The following is a 21213-nucleotide window of genomic DNA, read 5'->3' as shown; positions in this document are numbered from 1 at the left end:
TCCGCCCGCCGCCGACGGCGGCAGGGCGGAGCCGTGCCCGCAACGACGAAAGGAACCTCTGACATGGACGACATCCTCTCCGGACCCACCGACGTCATCTGGGACGTCACCTACGCCTGCCCTCTGCGGTGCGCGCACTGCTACTCGGAGTCGGGCAGGCGTCCGGCCCGGCAGCTGAGCCACGGTGAGATGCTCCGGGTCGCCGACGCGATCGTCTCCCTGCGCCCGGAGGCGGTGGAGTTCGGCGGGGGCGAACCGCTGCTGGTCAGGGAGATCTTCGACGTCGCCGAACACATCAGGCGGGCAGGCGTCCAGGTGAACCTCTACACCGGCGGGTGGACGCTCACCGCACGGATGGCCGAGCAGGCCACCCGGGTGTTCTCCCGGATCACCGTGAGCGTCGACGGGGCCGACGCCGCCGTCCACGACCGGATCCGGGGGAGGGTGGGCTCCTTCGACCGGGCGATGAACGCCCTGGCCCTCCTCGACGACGTCTCCGGCAGGCGCGTCGCGGAGGGCGCCGACCCCGTGGAGTTCGGGATCGACTGCGCGGTCGTGCGGAGCAACCTCCACCAGACGGAGGAGTTCTGCACGGCCGTCCTGCCTCGCTTCCCGCACGTCCGGTTCCTGAACTTCGGCGCCGCCGTACCGTCCGGTCTGGCCAGCCGGGCCGATTTCGCCGAGCACGAGCTGCTCACGAACGACCAGATCCGCGCGCTGACCGGCGCCGAGCACGTCGAGCGCCTGGTGTCGGCGGCGCCGCCGTCGGTGCGGGTGTCGGCCTCGGACAACGTCATCCTCCAGATGCGTCCGGCCTTCGTCGAGCAGGGTTTCGTGATTCCCCTGATGCAGGTCGAGCCCGACGGGGAGGTGCGCGCGATGCCCATCTACGAGGGGACCGTGGGCAGCCTCCTGACGGAGGAGCCCGCCGTACTGTGGCGGCGCGCCGTCGCACGCTGGAGTGACCCGTTCGTGGCCGAAGCCCTGTCGTCGGCCCGGTCGATGGGCGACTGGGCCGAGGCCACCCGCCGTATCGACCGCCACTTCGGCTCCCAGGAGGTCCTCCTGCGCATCGACCGCCGCCCCGCCTACCCGGCCCCCGCTCTCGGGAGGTGACGGAGAATTCGGAACCGCGGGAGCGATGCAGGTCGTCGCGCAGCCGCTGACCGGGAGGCGCGTGTTAAGACCGAGCCGAAGACAAAGCAGTGGGGCAAGTGACAGGAGCCGACTGAAAACTCACCGATCGCGCTGTTCGGGCACGACTTGAGCTGAGCATCCGCCTGCTGGATCCGTAAGCGTAGGCTTGTGGTCATGAGCGCCGGGCATGCGTATGAGGAGCTTCACCACCTGGTGGATCGGCTGTCGCCGGACCAGGCGCGTCGGCTCCTGCGCTTGGTGAAGACAGATCCGGAGCTGGCTGAAGCGACAGAAGAGGAGCGGTCCGGCCCGGTTCGGCGTCGTCGGCTGTCGATTGCCGGAATCGGTGCGTCCGGTGAGGGCGATCTGTCGGAACGGGTCGAAGACCTGCTGGTGGAGCGGTTCAATCGCTCAGTGTGAGCGCCACACTCCTGGATACCGGCCCTTTGATCGCTGTTGTCGATCGAGACGACAAACACCATGCTTCGTGCGTACGACTCCTTGAGGAGTTGGAGGGGCCACTACTTCTGCCGTCAACGATCCTGATCGAGGCCGGATGGACGATCAACCGGCATATGGGTCCTGCCGTGCATGCGCAGTTCCTCGATCTCGTTGTCGAAGAATTCGAGCTGGTCGACCTGCTCCCGCAGATGTACGACGCATGGCTGAACTGGTCCGGCTTCACAGGAGCGCCCGACTTGACCCGGCCGACGTGTCCGTGGTCGCCATCGCGGAACGTCTGGGCATCACCCAGGTCGCGACGATCGACCGGAGGGGCTTCAGTCTGATTCGCCCTCGACATGCGTCGGCGTTCAGATTATTGCCGGAGGTGCTTGCGTGACGGCCGTTATGGTCGTTCTGTGACTTTTCGGGTTGAGCTCATCACCCCCGCCAACGTCGAGGCGGCCATGAAGGTGAACGTCCGTCCTGAGCAGGAGCGGTTCGTCTCGCCGGTGGCGACCTCGCTGGCCGAGGCCTACGCGCACGGGGAGGTGGCCTGGCCGCGTCTCATCCTCGACGGTGATCGTCCGGTGGGTTTCCTCATGGCGTTCCTGAACATCGACTGGGACGGAAAGGGGGCCGACTTCCGCTCCGGGCTGTGGCGGCTCAACGTGGTTCCCGAGGCGCAGGGACGTGGGGTCGGCCGTTTCGCCGTCGAGGCGGTGGCCGCCGAGGTGCGGCGCCGGGGCGAGAGGCGGATGTACGTCACCTGGGAGCCGGGGGAGGACGGCCCCGAGGGCTTCTACCGGAGGCTCGGGTTCGAGCTGACGGGCGAGACGTCCGGGGGCGAGACGGTCGGGGTGCTGGACCTGGGCGAGGCACCCTCCGGCGACCGGTCGTTCTGATCTGGCTCTGATCTGCGCTGCCTACTGTCGCGGACAACGCACCGGTTCCGCACCGACGGCCCGGTGACCGGACAGGTCCACGAAGGCAGAAGACAAGAGGAGCCAGTCATGCACGAGTTCCCGTCGTTCACCGAGTCCGTCCGGCCCGCCGGGTCCCCCGAACCGCCGTTCCCCTACGCGCTCCTCGACGCGCTGCGGAGCTCGCCCGACAGTCCGATCTTCGAGCAGGGGACGCGAGTCGTCTCACGGGGTGAGCTGCTGGACCTCGTCGGGCACATGGCCGGTGCGATGCTCGACGCCGGGCTCGACCCCGCCCGGGGCGTCGCCGTCCACACGGGCGTCTCGCCGGAGGCGTTCGCCGCGCAGACGGCCGCGCACGTGCTGGGCTGTCGTGTCGTGTTCGTACGCCCGGGACAGACGCCGGGCCAGCTCGCCCACATGCTCGACACGGGGGTGGACGCCGTGGTCGTGGACGCCTCGACGGCGGATCCCGAGGTGTTCGCCGCCGCGGGGGCGGCCACGATACTGACCCTCGGCCCCCTCCCCGGGGACGTTCCCGGCGCGGTCGACCTGCTGGCCCACCACGGCGGTGTGCGGCTGCCCGCCCTCCTGGGGCACCCCGACGACGTGGCCCTGATGGCCTTCACCAGCGGCAGCACCGGGCAGCCCAAGGGGTGCGCGCTCACCTACCGCGCGCTGGGGGAGAGCTGGTCGTGGCAGCCCAGGCTCTGGTCGCCGCTGGCGACCGAGCTGGCCGGGGCGTTCCGGCGCTATCTGCTGCTCGGCACCCTGTCCAGCCTGGTGGTCCAGGAGTTCCTGGCGTTGTGCCTGCTCGGCGGCGGTGTCGCGGTCATCCCCGAGGACGACGGACGGCCGCCGTTCCCGTACGCGATCGAGCGCCACCGCATCACCGGGGCCATCCTCCCGGTGCCCAGGCTGTGCCGCATGCTCGACCTGCTCCGCACGGAACAGGTCGACGTCAGCAGCCTGCGGGCGCTGATGGTCGCCGGGTCGCCGATCAGCCCGCACCGGTTGGCGGAGGCGGTCGAGCGGCTCGGGCCCGTCGTCTACCAGGCGTACGGGTCGAGTGAGGCCGGGATGATCTCCATGCTCACCCCCGGGGACTTCGCGAGGTTCCCCGACCGAGCCCTCGCCTCGGTCGGCCGCCCGCAGCCCAGGGTCGAGATCAGGGTGCTCGACGAGGAGGGCCGCCCGGTCGCCACGGGACGGACCGGGGAGATCCACGTCCGCAACGACTACCTCATCGCGGGCTACTGGGGGCAGCCGGAGGAGACCCGCGCGGTGCTGCGGAACGGCTGGCTGCGCACCCGCGACCTCGGCTACCTCGACGAGGACGGCCTGCTCTACCTGGTCGGCAGGACCAGGGACGTCATCATGGTCAACGCGATGGTGGTCTACGCCGGGCCGATCGAGCGTGTGCTGGCCGGTCACCCCGACGTGGCCGAGGCGTACGTGACCGGCGCCATGGACGAGCGGACCGGGGAGGCCGTACACGCCTTCGTCGTGCCCACCCCCGGCCGTGTCCCGGACCTCGGCGAGCTGACCGCGCTGGTCGGCACCGAACTCGGCGCCGACAGCGTCCCCCGGACGATCATGTCGATCCCCGCCCCGCTGGTCGCGGCCAGCGGGAAACCGGACAAGCGCGCCCTGCTCGAACGGTACGGCTCCGGCCGTGCCGAGGAGGCAGGACGACTCTGATCAATCTCTGAGAATCACGCGCCAACACTGATGTCGTCCCGTTCGACCGTACGCAGTGACGGAGGCATCAGTGTCTGACAACACCCTTGACTATCTGGTGATCGGCGCCGGGCCCGCGGGCCTGCAACTGGGCCACTTCCTGCACCGGGCGGGGCGGAGGTACCGGATCCTGGAGGCGGGCCCCGAGCCCGGCCAGTTCTTCCGGACCTTCCCCCGCCACCGGATGCTCATCTCCATCAACAAGAAGCACACCGGACAACACGACCCGGAGCTCAACTTCCGGGTGGACTGGAACTCGCTGCTCTCGGACGACCCGGATCTGGTGTTCACCCGCTACAGCGACCGTTTCTTCCCCGGCGCCGACGACCTCGTGCGTTACCTCGGTGACTTCGCCGCCGCCCTCGACCTGCGGATCACCTACGGCGCCCGGGTCGTCGACGTCTCCCGCCCGGACGCGAAGGGGCCGTTCCGGGTGATCGACGGGCAGGGCCGGACCCACCAGGCCGAGCACGTGGTCGTCGCCACCGGGGTCTCCAAGACCAACGTCCCGGAGATCCCCGGCATCGAGACGGCCGAGGGCTACGACACCGCCTCCGTCGACCCGGCGGACTACACGGCCAAGCGGGTGCTCGTCATCGGCAAGGGCAACTCGGCCTTCGAGACGGCCGACAACCTCATCGAGACCGCCGCGGTGATCCACGTCGCGGGCCCCCACTCGGTACGGCTGGCCTGGCGGACCCACTTCGTCGGGCACCTGCGCGCGGTCAACAGCAACTTCCTCGACACCTACCAGCTCAAACTGGGAAACGCGGTGCTGGACGGCGACGTCAGGCGCATCGAGCGCCGCGCGGACGGCACGTACCTGGTGACCGTGAGCTTCGCCAGGGCCGACGAGGTCACCAAGGACATCCCGTACGACCGGGTGATCGTCTCCACCGGGTTCCGGTTCGACGCCTCGATCTTCTCCCCCGAGTGCCGTCCCGAGCTGACGATCAGGAACCGCTTCCCCGCGCTGACCCCCGCCTACGAGTCGGTCAACGTGCCCGGCCTGTACTTCGCCGGGACCATCACGCAGTCCCGCGACTTCAAGCGCGGCACCAACGCCTTCATCCACGGTTTCCGGTACGGCGCCCGCGCCCTGCACCGCATCCTGGAGACCAGGCACCACGACGCCCCCTGGCCCGGCCGGGACCTGCCCGCCGACCCCGGCGCGTTCGCGGACGCCGTACTCGAACGGGTCAACCGCAGCTCCGGGCTGTTCCAGCAGTTCGGCGTGCTGGCCGACGTCATCGTCCCGGACGGCGACGGCGGCGCGCGCTACCTGGAGGAACTGCCGGTCGACTTTCAGGGCCCGCCGATCGGCGACGGCGGCCACTTCGCGATCACCCTGGAGTACGGCCCCGACCACGACAAGGTCGACCCGTTCGACATCTCCGTGTCGCGGATCAGGCAGGGCGACGCCTCCCGGGCCCACAAGGGCCACTACCTGCACCCGGTGGTGCGCCACTACCGGGGAGGGGTGGTCGTGGCCGTACACCACGTCACCGAGAACCTGGAGAACGACTGGACCTCCGAGGAGGTCCACCTGCGGCCGTTGCGGGAGTTCTTCCAGCGTCAGAGCCTTCCGGTCCCGGCGTGACGGCCATGCGCCCTCCACTGAACGTCAGGGAGTTCGAGGAGGCCGCCCGCGACCGCCTGCATCCCGCGCACTACGACTACTTCGCCGGCGGAGCCGGTGACGAGACGACCGTCCGGGCCAACGAGGCGGCGTTCGCGCGGCTCGCCCTGCTGCCACGTGTGCTGCGCGGCGCGGGCGAACCGAGGACCGGGGTCACCCTGCTGGGCGACCGGGCCGCCATGCCGGTGCTGGTCGCGCCGACCGCGTTCCACCGGCTCGCCGACCCCGAGGGTGAGAAGGCCACGGCCCGCGCGGCGGCCGCCGCCGGGACGATCATGATCGTGAGCATGGCCTCGACCGTCGCCGTCGAGGACGTCGCGGCGGCGGCTCCGGAGGCCACCCTGTGGTTCCAGCTCTACGTCCAGCCGGACATGGCCTTCACCGAGAGGATCGTCCGGCGCGCCGAGGCGGCCGGATGCACGGCGCTGGTCGTCACGGTCGACTCTCCCGGCAGGGGACGGCGGGAGCGGGACCTGCGCAACGGCTTCGACGACCTGCCGGAGGGCATGTGCTGCGAGAACCTGCGCGACGGCGACCGGGTGCGGCCGATCGTCATGTCGCCGGACATCTCCTGGCGGCACATCGACCTGCTCAGGCGGATGACGGAGCTGCCCATCGCGCTCAAGGGCGTCGTGCGTCCCGCCGACGCCTGCCGCGCGCTCGACCACGGCGTCTCCGCGCTGTTCGTCTCCAACCACGGAGGCAGGCAGCTCGACACCCTCCCGGCGACCGCCGACCTGCTGCCGGGGATCGTGGCCGCCGTCGGCGGGGCCGTACCGGTGCTGCTCGACGGCGGGGTCCGGCGCGGGGTGGACGTGGTCAAGGCGATGGCGCTCGGAGCCTCGGCGGTCGCGGTCGGCCGCCCGGTGCTCTGGGGTCTCGCGGCCGAGGGCGAGCGCGGCGTGGCCCGGGTGCTCGGGCTGCTGCGCGAGGAGGTCGAGCGGGCCCTCGTCCTGTGCGGCGCCGCGTCGGCGCACGACCTCGACCCAGAGCTGGTACGGCCATGCTGACCGCGCTGACCGTGTCGTTCGCAGCCGTCCTGATCAGCCTGCCCTGGTGGCTTCCCGCACGGATCGTCGCGCTGCGGGTGCGCGTCCTCACCAGGATCAACGGCGAGGAGAGCATCCCGGTCCCCGGTGACCTGGTCGGCGTCGACCGGTTCAGGGAGGTCTACTCCCACCCGGCCGCCTCGGGCCGGAGCAGGGGAGCCGTCCTGTCCGACCTGTTCTGGTACTGGCTGGCACCGGGACCCGAGATGCACCAGGAACACCTGGAGGCGGGGGAGCGCTACGACGCCGTCGCGCTGGCCACCCGGCGGATTTTGGCCGTGCCCCGGACGAGGGTCGAGGAGCTCACCCGCCGCTGCGTCAACCGGGCGCTGCGGGACAGGCGGGGGATGGTACGGCTGCGCGACCTGATGATGCCGGTCTGGGCGGAGTTCTCCTACGAACTCGTCTTCGGCGAACCGTGTCCGCCGAAGGCCCGTGACCTGATCGTCGGCAACGCGGACGACGTCGTCACCTCACTCAAGTGCTGCGGCCTGCGGCACATGGACCGGCGTGACCGGCTGACCGGATACCTCGTCGAACGGCTGCCCGAGGTGCGGCACGAGCTTCCCCAGGACCTGTCGGCCAGGGAACAGGCGCTGTACCTGCAGGGGGCCTTCTTCAACACGGCGGTCGTCCAGATGTCGGAGGCGACGGCCCACGTGCTGATGGTCCTGGCCCAGCACCCCCGGGTGCAGAAGGCGGCGCGGGGCGGCGACGACCGGTATCTGGACCAGGTGATCTCGGAGACGCTGCGGCTCTACCCGCTGTTCGGCATCGCCCACCGCGTCACCACCGGGGAGATCCCCCTCGGCGAGGGCGCCGCGATCCCGGCCGGTTCCGTGCTGTGCTTCAACTACCCCGAGTTCCACCGCGCGGGCCTGCCCGACCCGGACCACTTCGACCCGGCCCGTTTCGCGGCGCGTCCGGCCAGGGAGATCAACCACATCCCCTTCGGCATGGCCGCGAACCGGCCCTGCCCCGCGTGGCGGCTGGCGCCGATCGCCCTGCGGGTGGCCGTACGGGAGACCCTGCACGCCTGCGAACTCGGCTCGACCGCCTCCCACACCCGGTCCCTGCCCAACAGGGGGCCGTGCCTGCTGACCCCGCTGGGAGCCGGGAGCGGCCCGGAGGTCCGGGTGAAGTTGCTGTTCATGCGGTTCAGGGACCGCTGGGAGGACGTGTGGCGCAGCCTCGTGCAGCTCGTCCTCGGCACGTACATGGTGTGGGACGCGCGCAGGCTGCGGCTGTGCGAGCGCCACTTCGCGCAGGAACCCCATCCGGTCGGCGTACGGAGGCACGAGTCATGAGCGGTTTCCTGGCCTTCACCCAGGCCTCCCCGGTCGATCCCAACCTGGGGCTGGTCCTCAGGGTGCTGCCCGCCCTGGTCGTGATCCTGCTGGCGGCGGCGGTGTGCGGCCGGCTGGCGACCATGGTGATGCAGCCACGGGTCGTCGGTGAGATGGTCGCCGGGGTCCTGCTCGGGCCGACGCTGCTGGGCGCCGTGTTCCCCGGCGCGCAGGAGGCCCTCTTCCCCGCCGACGTCCGGCCGATCCTGTACGTGCTCAGCACCATCGGGCTGACGCTGTACATGTTCCTGGTCGGGGCGGGGATGGACCACAGCGTCCGGACGCCGGGGGAGACGCGCAGGGCCATGGCGCTGGCCGCCTCGGGGATTCTTCCGTCCCTGGTTCTCGGCAGCGCCCTCGGGTTCCTGCTGTGGGATCGTCTCTCCCGGCCCGACGTCGGCCGTGTGGAGTTCGCCCTGTTCCTCGGCAGCGCGCTGTCGCTGACCGCCTTCCCCATGCTCGCCAGGATCCTGTACGAACGCGGCCTTGAGAACACCCGCATCGGCAGGATCACCCTGGTCGCGGCCTCCATCGACGACGCCGTGGCGTGGTGCCTGCTCGCGGTGCTCTCGGCGGTCCACCTGGGCACGGGCGGCGGTGACGCGCTGCGCACCATAGGTCTGGCGGTGGTGTTCACGGCGGTGATGCTCGGGGTGGTCGCCCCGCTGCTGCGCCCCCTGGGCCGTGAGGTCGAGCGCACCGGCCGTCTCGGCGCCGGCGCCGTCTACGTGATCGTCCTGGTGCCGCTCACGGCCGGTTGGCTCACCGACTGGATCGGCGTCTACTCGGTGTTCGGCGGCTTCGTCGCCGGGCTGGCCATGCCCCGCGAGGCGGCGTTCCGTCAGGCGCTGCACGGCCGCATGATGGACGTCGTCTCGACGCTGCTGCTGCCGGTCTTCTTCGCCTTCTCCGGGTTGAACACCCATCTCGGCGGCATCACCGGCGGTTCGATGCTGCTGGTGCTCGTCGCGATCCTGCTCACGGGTTTCTGCGGGAAGTACTTCGGCTGCGCGCTGTCCACGAGGGCGCTGGGGTTCGGCTGGCGTGAGTCGTGGGCGATCGGCGCCATCATGAACGCCCGGGGGCTGATGATCCTCATCTTCATCAACATCGGCCTGGCCCAGGGCCTGATCACCCAGGAGGTCTTCGCGATGCTCGTCCTGGTGGCGGTGCTCACCACGGCGGGGGCGCTGCCGCTGTACAAACTGGCCATGCCCGAGCGCCACGAGCGGGCGAGCATCCAAGAGCCCGCCGGGATCGGTGAGACGGAGCACGGACGGGAGGCGGCGCCGGTGAGCGGATGATCATGCCTGGTCACCGGGACCGTGACGGGCTGTGGCGCGGGCGCGACGCACGCGCCACGCCTGCGCCACGCCTGCCTTTGCGCCAGAGTTGACTAGAAATTTACCAATATCAGTGCAATTGTTGACCAGTGGCACGGATACCGGCGACATCCGAACCGCGCTCTTCCCGGCTGCTGCTCGTCGAAGACGACCGTGATCTGGCGGACATGCTGGCCGAAGTGTTCGCCGACCAGGGATACACCGTAGACCTGGCACCGGAGGGGCAACGTGGCCTGCACCTGGGGTTGAGCCGCGGTTACGACATCATGATCATCGATCGGGGACTGCCCGCGATCGACGGGCTCGACCTGCTGCGACGGCTGCGCAGGCAGGCCGTCACCGTGCCGGTGCTGGTGCTCACGGCCTTCGGCACGACCGCCGACCGCGTCAGCGGACTCGACGCGGGCGCCGAGGACTACCTGGTCAAACCCTTCGAGATCGACGAACTGCTGGCCAGGGTGCGTGCCCTGCGGCGCAGGAACCTGGACCAGGCCAGACTGCTGCCGCTCGGCGCGGCCTGGCTCGACTCCGACTCCCACCTCGTACGGTTGCCCTCCGGCGAGCAGGTGACCCTGTCCGGTCAGGAGTGCCGCCTGCTCCACGCGCTGGCGGTCCGCCCGAGGCAGGTGCACACCCGCGACTCGTTGCGGCAGCGGGTCTTCGACGGCGCCCAGACCGAGTCGATCGTGGACACCTACGTCTACTACCTGCGCAACAAACTGGGGCACGGCGTCGTACGCACCGTACGGGGCGTGGGGTACCGCCTGGGTGAGCTGTGAACGGGCGGCGGCGCTTCGACCCGGAACGGCGGCTGCTGATCCGGACCCGCCGCCGGATCACCGTGCAGATCGCGGGCGGATTCACCCTCGTGCTCGCGCTCATGGGCGCGATGGTCTACTACGTCACGGTCAACGGCCAGGACGTCGCCGCGCGGCGTGACCTGTTCGTGGCGGCGCGGTCGGCCTCGATCACCCAGCCCCCGCCCTGCATGTGGCTGTTCGAGCTGGGCGGAGGCACCGTACGGAGGTCTCCCGGGTCCCCGGACCGGTTGCCGGTGCGCGCGTTCATGGACCTGGTCGCCGCGGACGGGCGGCCCCGGGTCGAGGTCGCCGAGGTCGGCGGGCTGACCTACCTGATCAGGACCCAGCGACGTGACGACGTCGTGGTGCAGGCGGTGATGGACCTGCGCTTCCGGATAGCCGACCGGGAACGGCTGCTGAGCACCCTCGGCGCCGCCGAACTCGCCGGGCTGCTGGCGGCGCTGCTGATCGGCCAGGTCCTCGCGGGCCGGGCGATCGCGCCGCTGGGCGAGGCCCTCGACCGGCAGCGGCGCTTCACCGCCGACGTCAGCCACGAACTGCGCACCCCGCTGACCCGGCTGCACGTCCGCGCCCAGCTCACCGCCCGGCACCTGCGCCGGGGGTCGGAACCGCTCCTGGCCGTCGGCGACGTCGACCAGCTGGCCGCGGGCATCGGGCAACTCGGCGAGGTGATCGAGGACCTGCTGCTGTCCACCCAGCTCAGACGGCGGCTCCAGCCGTTCGGCCCGGTCGACCTGGCCGCGCTGACCGAGGAACTCGCCACGGCGGAGGCGGCCCGCGCCGAGCAGCGCGGGGTGACGATCGAGGTGAGGAAGGGCCCCGGCGAGCACGTCGTGCGCGGAGCGCGCTCCGCGCTGCGCCGGGTGATCTCCGCGCTGCTCGACAACGCGCTGCGGCACGCCCGCGAGGGCGGCGACATCTGGATGACCCTCCGCTCGGGTCCCGAGTGGGTCCAGCTCAGCGTGCGGGACGACGGCGTCGGACTGGACCCGCGTGACGGTGAGCACCTGTTCGCCAGACACGTCGGCAAGCCCCACCAGGGAGGCCTGGGCATCGGTCTCGCCCTCGTGAGCGAGGTGGTGGACGCCCACGGCGGCACGGTCGGCGTGGACGGACGGCCGGGCGCCGGCGCCACGTTCACCATCCGCCTTCCGGCGCACCCCGGCGGCGACGGCGCACCGCGCTCCCCCCGGATACGGCTCCCGCAGCAGGTGCGGAACCGGGCGCACAGGAAGACGCGGGTGCCGGTCCCCGAGTACGGCGAGGGCCGCCCGTAGGCGGCACGATCGGCGTCACCGGCCTGCCGGGACGGCACGCTCGGAGGCCCCCGTGATCCGGGCGAGTTCGTCCGGCAGGGGATAGGGGCGTTCCACGGGCAGCATGTCCGTGATGTCCTGGCCGTCGCGCAGTGCCTGACGGATGTCGTGGACCCGGCCGGTCAGGTCGGTGATCCGCAGTGTCCACCGGTCGAGATAGCGGGTCACGGCGTCGCCGGAGAGGCCGATCTGGATCGACCGGTATGACAGGGGATTGTGGCGCGGGCCGCGTTCGGGGTCCCACTGGACGCGCACCGGGCTCTCCCGCAGGCGCCGACGCCAGACCTCGGGATCGACGCCGTCGCCGGGGTGGCTGAGGCAGGAGTGCCGGAGTGCCCACTCGAAGCCCTCCCGGCTGATGTCGACGGCCAGGACCCTGGTCTGACCGGGCTTGGTGGCATAGCCGCAGCGGTACATCATCCAGAGAAAGGAGGGTTTGATCCAGGTCATCCGTTCGCGTTTGAAGGGCGGCACGAACCGCTGGGCGGCGACGGCCGGGTCCGCGATGGCGGGGTCGTAGGCCTGGTAGACGGTGATGGCCTCCTCGGTGAAGGCCGCACGGATCTGGCGATAGGGGATGGTCATGTCCCCGAGCATGGTGAGCCGTGTGTAAGCCCCGCAACGGGATTTAGCGGGCGGTCACCGCCGGTTTCGCAGCACCTCAAGGCGTTGCCGGTACTCCTCGGCGTCGACCTCTCCCCGGGCCAGCCGTTCGGCCAGCACCTCCTCCGGAGGGACCCGCCCGCCCGCCGCGAGCCAGCCTGTCCGCCGCCCGCCGCTGACGTAGTGGAGCAGCGCGACGATCCCGGCGATGATCAACACCCACAGCAGGATCGTCGTTATGCCCATGACCAGCCAGGAGCCGATTCCGTAACCCCACATCATCGTCGGTCCCCTTCCCGAGAGGTACCTTCAGCCTTCCTCCGCCGAGTCCGTGCGAAAGAGGGCCATTGGTCCCGCGACCGGCGCCGATGGTCCCGGCGCGGCTACCAGCCGAGTTCGTCGCAGCCCCGGTGGTCGGCCGGCTCGATCTGCAGGGTGGCGTGCTCGACGCCGTGGCGGGTGCGCAGCAGGTGACGCGCGCGGTCCAGTACGGCGTGGCCGTCGGCGAAGTCGGTGGCGACCAGGTGGGCGGTGGCCACGTTCATGCCGGAGGTCAGCGTCCACAGGTGCAGGTCGTGCACGTCGCGTACCCCGTCGATGGCGGCCAGGTCCGCGGCCACCGCGGCGGCGTCCATGCCCTCGGGCACGTGCTGGCCCAGGACGGCGAAGACCTGGCGGCCCAGCGACAGGGCACGCACCGCGACGAAGACGCCGATGGCCAGCGCCACGACGGTGTCCCACAGCACCTGGCCGGTGGCCGCGACCAGCCAACCGGCGATGATGACGCCGACCGATCCCGCGGTGTCCGCGACGACCTCCAGGTAGGCGCCCCTGACGTTGAGGCTCTCACCGGCGCCGGAACGCAGCAGCAGCAGCGCGACCAGGTTGACGAGCAGGCCGATGGCGCCGACGACGAGCATCGGGCCTGAGGAGACCTCGGCGGTCTGGCCGATACGGCCGACGGCCTCGACCACCACGTACACCGCGACGCCCAGCATCAGCACCACGGCCAGCAGAGAGGCGAACACCTCGGCCCGGTAGGAGCCGTAGCTGCGCCTGCCGGTGGTGTCGGGCCGGGTGGCGATCTTCGTGGCCACCAGCGCCGCGCCGAGGGTGACCACGTCGGCGGCCATGTGCCCGGCGTCGGAGAGCAGCGCCAGCGAGCCGGAGACCAGTCCGTAGCCGAGTTCGACGACGAAGAAGGCGCCGATCAGCACGAAGGACAGGGCCAGCCGCCTGCGGTGACGGCCTCCCGCGTGTCCCTGGACGTGCCCGTGGCCGTGTCCGGTTCCCATCTCAGCCCTCTCCGTCGCGCTCGGGGTGCAGAAGCTCGGTGTGCTCGATGTGGACCAACGCCACGTCGAGGAGCATCCGCACGTGCGGGTCCGCCAGCCGGTAGTAGACCATCCGGCCCGCGCGGCGGCTGGTCACGACACGGTGGGCGCGCAGCAGCCGCAGCGCGTGTGAGGCGGCCGACTCGCTCTGCCCGGTCACCGCGGCCAGGTCGCACACGCACATCTCCCCCTCAAGCAGGGCGACCAGCAGTCTCAACCGGTTGGCGTCCGACAACAGGCCGAAGACGTCGGCCACGTCGGAGAGATCACGGGGGGCGGGCATGCGCTCCCGCACGTCGGCGACCCGGTCGGGATCGACCTTCCTGACGACACATCCGTCAATCGATGGAACATCTGAATAGGTATTCATATGAGCAGATTAGCGAGTGAGGTCACCGGGCTGTCAACCGGTCCGCGTCGGCCGGGCCGGTACGGCGGGTCCGCGGTGGCCGGGTCGGCTGACCCGTGCTGGTCGGCCCGGCCGGCCCGCGTTGGTCGGCACAGCTGGTCCGCCCGGTCGGTACGGCGCACGCCGCGGACGGTGGCGCACACCGTGGTGCGCCACCGCCGCTCTCTCACCCGGCCCCCGCCGCCATGCCCACGATGACGCCGGGTGTCCGAGAGTGCGGGGGCCTACCCCTGGGTCCCCTTGCGGCGCGTGATCAGCCACGCGCCCGCCCCGGCGAGTACGACGACCGCGCCGACCGGCCACACCCACCCGGGCAGGCCGGAGGTGCCGTTCGGCTCGGACGCGGCGGCCGGAGAGGGCTCGGCGGCGGAGGATTCGCTGGCGGCCGGGGGAGGGACGGCCTCGGAGGGGTCGGCGGAGGCCTCCGCCGTACTCGCCGGTGTGGAGACCGACGGCGACGGGGACTCCGGGGTGGGGGAGGGGCCGTCGGGGTCGGCGATCACGGTGAAGGGGATCTGGCCGCTGATGGGGTGACCGTCGGAGGAGGCAACGTGCCAGGCGATCTGGTAACGACCCGGGGCCAGCTGGTCGGGCACCTTGGCGCGGATCGTGCTCCCCTCGTCCGGCGCGTCGAGCTTGGTCGTCTCGTCGCCGGGGCCGGTCAGGACGACCTTGGCGAAGCGCATACGGGAGGAGAACTCCAGGGTGACGGTCTCGGGGCTGGTCACCTTGGCGTTGGCGGCCGGTGAACTGCTCTTGAGACGGTCATGGGCGAACGCCGGTGAGGCGGTGCCGATCAGCACCAGCAGGCAGCCGACGGCGGCTGCCAGGACGGTGCCGGCGGTTCGGCGCGGCGATGCCGCCGAGGTCAGGAATGACAAGGTGGGAACTCCCGAAGACGGCCCGGCGATGGCCGGGGCGAAGGTGACGTCCGTGCGTGCGGGCGTCGATGACACGGGTGCGCCGCTCCCCGGAGGGGGCGGCGTCGTCCGCGGGAGGTCCACGGCGGTGGATCGTGGAGGTGGGCCACCGCCGGGCGAGGCCGGAGGAGGGCCACGACGCGGGGGCGACAGGCCGAGGCGTCGGCGGGTCGTCGGAGGCGGCGGACGGCGGCCGGAGCAGTAGGGGCCACGAGGGCCGCAGCAGGCGCAGCATGAGCCAGAAGGCGCTCTCGCCCCGGTGCAGCCACCAGCCGCTCATCGCCCCGACCGCGAGGTGGACCAGCGCCATGCCGACCGCCTGGTGCCCGTGCCCGTCCTGGGCGGCGAACCCGCCGGAGGTGCGGGCGAACAGCTCGTGCAGCAGCACCTGGGCGCCGATCGTGGTGCCGACCACCGCCGCCGGTGGGTGCTCACGGCCGACGAGCGGCAACACCACGACCAGGAGGCCCGCCGCGCCTGCCGCGAGGGCCGCGACGGAAAGCGAGGCCCCCGCACTGAAGGCGTGCCCGCCCGCCGAGACCGCCAGGCAGGCGGTGGTGAACGCCAACGCCCGTAGCAGGCGCAACGTCATCGGTAAGGGCGGCACATGTCCCATCTTGCCGTCCAATGTCGCATTGGCAACCGCCACGCTGACCCCAGGTCTGACTGGCTACCCTCTGTCATCGGTCGATGACGAAGGGCGATGTACGGTTGTGGGGTGATCGCACCGATGCGACGAGCCGTACAGCGCGCGGGCCTCTCCCTCGTGCTGTGCCTGGCCGCGCTCGCGGTGGCCCTGCTCGCGCATCTGATCCTCTCCGCCGCCCACACCCAGGTGGCGCACCACCATCACGGACCCGGCCCGGGGCAGTCGGGCATTTCCGTCACCGTGGCCGGTTCACCGCGGGAACGGGTGCCGGAGCGCTGCCCCGCCCCCGATCCGCCGGAGCACGACCACAGTCTGTGCGGGGCGGCGACGGTGGCGCCCGCCACTGAGGCGCGCCCGCTGTCGTCCGGTCCCTTCACCGGCCTGCCCGCCCTGTCGTGGCTGGCCCTGACGGTGATCGGTCTCGCCTGCGCCACGGCCGTCGCCGCCCTCGACCGTACGGCGGGCCTGCCCCAGCCCGCCCAGGCCGTCACGGCGTAACGCGCCGGGTGCGTGGCGCGGGTCCGCGGGCCGTACGACCCACGGGCCCGGTCCGGCCGGTCGCCCGCGGTGCCGCTCCAGCGGCCGTCCTCGTTGTGGTTCCCGGCCAGGGCGCCGGACGACGGCCGGGCTGGACGAGGCGGTCGGGCAGGACGGAGCCGTCGTTGACGATCTGGATCGCCGGGGTCGCGGTGTCGTTGCCGACACGGCGGCGTCGGCCTTGGACGCGAGTCGCCGCCGCGACGGTGTCGAAGCCCGTATAAGGGGATTTTTGGGTTTTTCCTGGCCTTTGGTTGGAGGGGGTGGGGGCAGCACGGTTTCATGGCAGACCTTCCCTTTCATGACCGTGCCGACTTCGACAACGCCGACCGTGGCTTCGTCGCGAAACTCAGCCCCGCCCTGGTGAAGGGGGCCGACGGGAAGGTCGTCTGGGACAACGACGTCTACGCCTTCCTGGACGGCGACTGCCCGCAGGACGCGCATCCGAGCCTGTGGCGACAGGCGCAGCTGTGCGCCAAACAGGGGCTGTTCGAGGTGACCGAGGGCGTCTACCAGGTGCGCGGGCTGGACCTGTCGAACATGACGATCGTGGAGGGCGAAACCGGCGTCGTCGTCATCGATCCGCTGATCTCCACCGAGTGCGCGGCGGCGGCGTTGCGGCTCTACCGGGACCACCGGGGCGACCGGCCGGTCACCGGCCTGATCTACACCCACTCCCACGTCGACCACTTCGGCGGAGCCCGCGGTGTGACCGACGGCGAGGGAATCCCGATCCTGGCCCCGGCCGGCTTCATGGAGCACGCCGTCTCGGAGAACGTCTACGCGGGCACCGCGATGAACCGCCGGGCCCTGTACATGTACGGCCAGCTCCTGCCACGCACCGCCGAGGGCCAGCTCGGCTGCGGCCTGGGGATGGGCACCTCGGCGGGTACGGTCACCCTCATCCCGCCCACCGTCGACGTCACCCACACCGGGCAGGAGGAGACGATCGACGGGATACGGATCGTCTTCCAGCTCACCCCGGGCACCGAGGCCCCGGCGGAGATGAACTTCCTCTTCCCCGACCGGCGGGCCCTGTGCATGGCCGAGAACGCCACCCACAACCTGCACAACCTGCTCACCCTGCGCGGCGCCGAGGTCCGTGACGCGCGGGTCTGGGCCCGCTACCTGGACGAGGCGATCACGCTGTTCACCGACAAGGCCGACGTCGCCTTCGCCTCCCACCACTGGCCCACCTGGGGCAGGGACGACATCGTCGCCTTCCTGTCGCAGCAGCGTGACCTGTACGCCTACCTGCACGACCAGACCGTACGGCTGATGAACCACGGCCTGACCGGCGTCGAGATCGCCGAGACCATGCGGATGCCGCCCGCCCTGGAGCAGGCCTGGCACACCCACGGCTACTACGGATCCGTCAGCCACAACGTCAAGGCGATCTACCAGCGCTACCTGGGCTGGTTCGACGGCAACCCGGCCCACCTGTGGGAGCATCCGCCCGTTCCGCAGGCCAGACGCTACGTCGAGTGCCTGGGCGGCGCCGCGGCCGTCGTCGCACACGCCCGCCGCTACGTGCGCGAGGGGGACCTGCGTTTCGCCGCGACCCTGCTCAACCACGCCGTCTTCGCCGACGAGGACAACACCGAGGCCCGCGAACTCCTGGCCGAGGTCTACACCCGCCTCGGGCACGGCGCCGAGAACGCCACCTGGCGCAACTTCTATCTGGCCGGTGCCGCCGAACTGGCCGAGGGCCCCTCGGCGGGTACGGCCGACACCACCTCACCGGACATGCTCAGCGCGCTGTCCGCCGAGCAGATTTTCGGCTCCCTGGCCATTCGCGTCAACGGTCCGAAGGCGTGGAACGAGCGGTTCGCCATCGACTGGCACCTCACCGACCTGGACGAACACCACCGCACCACGATGTCGAACGGCGCGCTGACCCACCGGCGGACGTCGCCGGGGGAGAGCGCCGACCTGACGCTACGGCTGACCAGGCAGCGGCTGCTCGACCTGATCGTCGGGGACGGCTCCGGTGGTCTTGACGGCGTCGACCATGACGGGGACGCCACCGTCCTGCGGAGGCTGGGCGCCGTACTGGAGGAGTCCACGCCGGACTTCGCCATCGTCACCCCCTGAGAGGCCGCCCGAGCGGTCGGCGGCATGGCTGACGGTCCGGCCGTTCGCCCGGTCGGCGGACTGGCTGACGGTCTGACCGCCCGGCCGGGCGGCGGGCCGGTTGACGGGGGCCCAGGCTGCCGCCAGCATGCCGCCCAGCAGGCCCAGGACCATACCGGCCAGGAAACCGCCCAGGTTGGAGTAGACGAAGGAGGCCAGGGACAGCACCACGCTCACCAGGCCGAGGAAGACCCGCTGGCCGGGCTGCAACCAGATGAGCACTCCCGCGAGCACCATGACCAGCGCGACCAGGTAGCCCGCCCCCACCGCGCCGAACATGACGGCCACCGGCAGGGCGTCGATCGTCAGGGAGACGGACAGCAGCTCCAGGCCCGCCGTCACGATGAACAGGCCGCCCCAGAAGGGTCGTGAGCGCCGCCACGATCTCATGGTCCTCCGTTCGCGGGTCAGAAGCGGTTCACGGGTCAGAAGCGGTTCGCTGGGTAGGAGCCGTTCGCGGGTCAGAAGCATTCGTGCTCGCCGCGCAGGATCTTCAGCCCGAGGTCGGGCAGGCTCAGCGTCGCGGCGGAGACGGCCCGCGCGCTCAGCCGTACGTCGTGCAGGGTGAAGGTCCGGCTCTGGCCGCCGAAGGTGCCCGCCGGGCCTCGGGCGGCGGGCACCCCGTTCAGGGTGGAGGCGTCGCGGCCCAGCTCGACGCCCCGCAGCGTGGCCGCGCCACGGGCCGCCGCGGTGTCGATCACCATGTCCTCGATCGTCACCTCGTTGCCGTCCTGGCCGCCGGTGATCCTGATGGTCACCGTGCCCACGGGGGTCCGCACCAGCGCGCTCTGGCACAGGCCCTTGGCGAACGCCCGCCGTACGCCGGTCACGATGACCGGGATGGCCTGGCCCTCCCGGTCGCGCACCACACCGGCGGACAACGTGAAGTCCTGCCCGCGCAACTCGTCGGTGAAGAGCTTGAACGCCTGCCCGGAGACGACGAACGTGGCGCCGACGACCCCCTGGGCGACGGCGCCGACCAGCAGCGACGTCACCGCCGCGACGGGAAGGAGGATCAGGAGGAAGCGCCTCCAGCGCACGCGCCCCTGCTCGGCCATGATCGCCCCTCACCACCCCGGAAGAGCCGGCGATTCACCACGGAACGCCGTGGCCCGACCCGTTTCAGATCATGAGCGGCATTCGCCGAGCCTGTCGACGCACACGCCGGACCCCCCACCACCTATGACCCGAAGCTGGACAACCTTTCCAAAGACCGGAAAGACCCCTGAACCAGTTCGACGAGATCTTGGAAAGGGCTGTCAGTAGCGCCACAGGTGGGCGGTGATGACTTCTTCGAGGGGTTTGCCCTCGGCCCAGGCCTGGTCGGCCGCGCGGACGGCGGCGAAGGCGCCCAGGAGTTCCTCGCCCAGGGCGTCGCGGACGCGGTCGTTGCCGAGCAGGGCCGCGCGCTGTTCGTCGGGGGTGGCGGGAAGACGGTGGATGTTCGCCGCTTCGCGGCGCTCCGCTGACCACGTGTCCGGGTTCTCCTGGACGGGCTCCGGCGGGGTGAGGCCGTCGGCGATCCCGGCCAGGCCGGAGGCGATGACGACGGCGAGCGCGAGATGGGGGTTGGCGGAGGCGTCGGAGGGCTTGAGCTCGACGTTGGCGTGGGAGGCGCCGAGCAGTTCGGTGGCGGGGACGAACCGCAGGGCGGCCTCCCGGTTCTCCACTCCCCAGAAGGTGTAGGCGCTGGAGAAGTAACCGGGCCTGAACCGGTGCAGGGAGGGAACGCTGGGCGCCGTGACGGCGGTGATGGCCGGCAGGTCGCGTAGGAGACCGGCCAGGTAGGCGGCTCCCTCGGCGGTCAGGCCATACGGGCCGTCGCCCCCGGAGAGCAGGTTGACACCGTCGCGGGACAGCGAGGTGTGCAGGTGCCAGCCGTTGCCGACCCCGGCGCCGGTGATCAGGGGGGCGAAGCTCGCCCGCAGCCCGTGCGCCCTCGCGGCGGCGTGGATGGTCTGCCGGGCGAGCAACTGCTGGTCCGCGGCGGTGACGGGGTCGGCCGCCGCGATGCTGAGCTCGTACTGGGCCGGGCCGTACTCGGCGTGGAACTGGTTGACCCGCACGCCGTTGTCCCGCAGGTCACCCAGGAGCTGGGCGGCGAAGCCGTCGACGTCGAGCAGGACGCGGGGGCCGTAGGCCGGACCGGGGAGGGCGAGCTGGGTGCTCCCGCCGGGCCCCGGCTCGGTGTGGCTGAGATGGAACTCCATCTCGTAGCCCGCGCGGAACTCCAGGCCGAGTTCCGCCGCCCGGCCGACCTGACGCTCCAGCGCGTCCCGCTGGTCGTACGGCCAGGCGGAGCCGTCGGCGGCGACCTGCCTGCCGGGGACCCACGCGAACGAGGGCTGTCCGGCCAGCTGGACGATCCGGTCGGAGACGGGGATCAGCCGGATGTCGCCGGACGGCGTGGCGAGCCCCGGGTGGCCGAAGGTGATGCCGTCGTGGGAGTCGAAAACCGCGAACAGCGTGGTGACGCCGACCCCGCGTTCCGCCACGGACGCCAGCTGGTCGACCGGGACCGTACGGGAGCGGGTGATGCCGTTGTTGTCCGCCCAGGCGATGGTGATGCCGACGACGCCCTCCTTCGCCAACGCCTCCGCCTTCGCCTGGAGATCGACGGTCGTCACGTTCTGTGCCATGGATCGCTCCTTGGGAGTTCGGTGGTTGTCAGGCGGTCACGGCGAGACGTGGTCCGGGGCGTGGAGGGTACGGCCGGGCGCGACGGGGATGGCCGGAACCGGTGTGCCGGGCGGGAACGGGCGGGCGTTCTTCGCGTCGAGGGGCACGCTGGCGAAGATACCGTCTGGGGTCACGGCGACGAGGGCGAAGATCCGGATACACGCCGGGAGAGCACCGGGAGCCGGGGCCGTCCC

At 71.2% G+C, this 21213-nt stretch carries 21 protein-coding genes and 2 pseudogenes; 14 read left to right on the top strand and 9 right to left on the bottom strand.

The features are described from left to right. Positions 1-63 precede the first annotated feature (63 nt). The 12 genes and pseudogenes from ACIBVQ_RS23880 to ACIBVQ_RS23825 all read left to right on the top strand — a co-directional run bounded on the left by ACIBVQ_RS23880 (position 64) and on the right by ACIBVQ_RS23825 (position 11716). A complete protein-coding gene (locus ACIBVQ_RS23880; RefSeq protein ID WP_399179990.1) occupies positions 64-1116 on the top strand; it encodes a radical SAM protein in 1053 nt (350 codons plus the stop codon). A 195-nt stretch (positions 1117-1311) separates the two neighbouring features. Beyond that, positions 1312-1557, top strand: a complete 246-nt coding sequence (locus tag ACIBVQ_RS23875) for a hypothetical protein (protein ID WP_352015653.1) — start codon at positions 1312-1314, stop codon at positions 1555-1557. Next, positions 1554-1748, top strand: a pseudogene (locus ACIBVQ_RS23870) (PIN domain-containing protein); the annotation flags it as partial. The gene ACIBVQ_RS23875 and the pseudogene ACIBVQ_RS23870, both read left to right, overlap by 4 nt. A gap of 50 nt (positions 1749-1798) precedes the next feature. Continuing rightward, positions 1799-1978 carry a hypothetical protein gene (locus ACIBVQ_RS23865; protein ID WP_399180036.1) on the top strand — a complete coding sequence of 60 codons (180 nt, stop codon included), beginning with the start codon at positions 1799-1801 and terminating at the stop codon, positions 1976-1978. Positions 1979-1997: 19 nt separating this feature from the next. Further along, positions 1998-2483: a GNAT family N-acetyltransferase gene (locus ACIBVQ_RS23860; protein ID WP_399179988.1), complete on the top strand. Its 486-nt coding sequence runs from the start codon at positions 1998-2000 to the stop codon at positions 2481-2483. Positions 2484-2591: 108 nt separating this feature from the next. Beyond that, positions 2592-4202 carry an AMP-binding protein gene (locus ACIBVQ_RS23855; protein WP_399179986.1) on the top strand — a complete coding sequence of 537 codons (1611 nt, stop codon included), beginning with the start codon at positions 2592-2594 and terminating at the stop codon, positions 4200-4202. A gap of 70 nt (positions 4203-4272) precedes the next feature. Next, on the top strand, positions 4273-5841 hold the full coding sequence (locus ACIBVQ_RS23850; RefSeq protein ID WP_399179984.1) for an NAD(P)-binding domain-containing protein: 1569 nt from the start codon (positions 4273-4275) through the stop codon (positions 5839-5841). Positions 5842-5846: 5 nt separating this feature from the next. After that, positions 5847-6890: an alpha-hydroxy acid oxidase gene (locus ACIBVQ_RS23845; RefSeq protein ID WP_399179982.1), complete on the top strand. Its 1044-nt coding sequence runs from the start codon at positions 5847-5849 to the stop codon at positions 6888-6890. Continuing rightward, positions 6884-8236: a cytochrome P450 gene (locus ACIBVQ_RS23840; RefSeq protein WP_399179980.1), complete on the top strand. Its 1353-nt coding sequence runs from the start codon at positions 6884-6886 to the stop codon at positions 8234-8236. Before ACIBVQ_RS23845 ends, ACIBVQ_RS23840 begins: the two co-directional genes overlap by 7 nt. Continuing rightward, positions 8233-9579 carry a cation:proton antiporter gene (locus ACIBVQ_RS23835; protein ID WP_399179978.1) on the top strand — a complete coding sequence of 449 codons (1347 nt, stop codon included), beginning with the start codon at positions 8233-8235 and terminating at the stop codon, positions 9577-9579. Before ACIBVQ_RS23840 ends, ACIBVQ_RS23835 begins: the two co-directional genes overlap by 4 nt. Before the next feature lie 128 nt (positions 9580-9707). Then, positions 9708-10397 carry a response regulator transcription factor gene (locus tag ACIBVQ_RS23830; RefSeq protein WP_352015661.1) on the top strand — a complete coding sequence of 230 codons (690 nt, stop codon included), beginning with the start codon at positions 9708-9710 and terminating at the stop codon, positions 10395-10397. Next, positions 10394-11716 carry a HAMP domain-containing sensor histidine kinase gene (locus tag ACIBVQ_RS23825; protein ID WP_362780024.1) on the top strand — a complete coding sequence of 441 codons (1323 nt, stop codon included), beginning with the start codon at positions 10394-10396 and terminating at the stop codon, positions 11714-11716. The genes ACIBVQ_RS23830 and ACIBVQ_RS23825 overlap by 4 nt, the downstream gene beginning before the upstream one ends. 15 nt (positions 11717-11731) lie before the next feature. Here the strand turns inward: ACIBVQ_RS23825 and ACIBVQ_RS23820 are convergent, their stop codons facing one another. From ACIBVQ_RS23820 to ACIBVQ_RS23795, 6 genes are all read right to left on the bottom strand, one after another. Continuing rightward, positions 11732-12340, bottom strand: a complete 609-nt coding sequence (locus tag ACIBVQ_RS23820; protein WP_362914913.1) for a DUF4291 domain-containing protein — start codon at positions 12338-12340, stop codon at positions 11732-11734. 54 nt (positions 12341-12394) lie between these two features. Continuing rightward, the gene (locus ACIBVQ_RS23815) at positions 12395-12640 is read right to left on the bottom strand and encodes an SHOCT domain-containing protein (RefSeq protein ID WP_352015664.1); all 246 of its coding nucleotides are present in this window, start codon (positions 12638-12640) and stop codon (positions 12395-12397) included. Between the two features lie 101 nt (positions 12641-12741). Then, positions 12742-13653, bottom strand: a complete 912-nt coding sequence (locus ACIBVQ_RS23810) for a cation diffusion facilitator family transporter (RefSeq protein WP_362780019.1) — start codon at positions 13651-13653, stop codon at positions 12742-12744. 1 nt (position 13654) lies between these two features. After that, positions 13655-14062 (bottom strand): metalloregulator ArsR/SmtB family transcription factor, encoded by a 408-nt coding sequence (locus ACIBVQ_RS23805; RefSeq protein WP_362780016.1) that lies wholly within the window; start codon positions 14060-14062, stop codon positions 13655-13657. Between the two features lie 263 nt (positions 14063-14325). Then, positions 14326-14904, bottom strand: coding sequence for a copper resistance protein CopC (locus ACIBVQ_RS23800; RefSeq protein ID WP_399179974.1), 579 nt, complete (start codon positions 14902-14904; stop codon positions 14326-14328). Continuing rightward, a complete protein-coding gene (locus tag ACIBVQ_RS23795) occupies positions 14867-15628 on the bottom strand; it encodes a hypothetical protein (protein WP_399179972.1) in 762 nt (253 codons plus the stop codon). Before ACIBVQ_RS23795 ends, ACIBVQ_RS23800 begins: the two co-directional genes overlap by 38 nt. 111 nt (positions 15629-15739) lie before the next feature. Between ACIBVQ_RS23795 and ACIBVQ_RS23790 the strand changes: the two genes are divergently transcribed. Together ACIBVQ_RS23790 and ACIBVQ_RS23785 are read left to right on the top strand one after the other, a co-directional pair. Continuing rightward, positions 15740-16168 (top strand): hypothetical protein, encoded by a 429-nt coding sequence (locus ACIBVQ_RS23790; protein WP_399179971.1) that lies wholly within the window; start codon positions 15740-15742, stop codon positions 16166-16168. A 321-nt stretch (positions 16169-16489) separates the two neighbouring features. Beyond that, positions 16490-18301, top strand: coding sequence for an alkyl sulfatase dimerization domain-containing protein (locus ACIBVQ_RS23785; protein ID WP_362914923.1), 1812 nt, complete (start codon positions 16490-16492; stop codon positions 18299-18301). A 120-nt stretch (positions 18302-18421) separates the two neighbouring features. Here ACIBVQ_RS23785 and ACIBVQ_RS23780 read toward each other — a convergent pair. The 3 genes and pseudogenes from ACIBVQ_RS23780 to ACIBVQ_RS23770 form a co-directional block, all read right to left on the bottom strand. Further along, positions 18422-18730 (bottom strand): annotated as a pseudogene (locus tag ACIBVQ_RS23780) (DUF6114 domain-containing protein); the annotation flags it as partial. A 71-nt stretch (positions 18731-18801) separates the two neighbouring features. Further along, on the bottom strand, positions 18802-19398 hold the full coding sequence (locus ACIBVQ_RS23775) for a DUF6230 family protein (protein ID WP_386188155.1): 597 nt from the start codon (positions 19396-19398) through the stop codon (positions 18802-18804). Between the two features lie 201 nt (positions 19399-19599). Continuing rightward, positions 19600-20979 (bottom strand): glutamine synthetase, encoded by a 1380-nt coding sequence (locus ACIBVQ_RS23770; protein ID WP_399179968.1) that lies wholly within the window; start codon positions 20977-20979, stop codon positions 19600-19602. Between the last annotated feature and the right edge of the window lie 234 nt (positions 20980-21213).

Origin of the sequence: Streptosporangium sp. NPDC049376 (genome assembly GCF_044466505.1) — a bacterium.
Taxonomy (GTDB): Bacteria; Actinomycetota; Actinomycetes; order Streptosporangiales; family Streptosporangiaceae; genus Streptosporangium.
The sequence above is the reverse complement of the archived record's forward strand: the minus strand, read 5'-3'. Positions and strand labels throughout refer to the sequence as shown.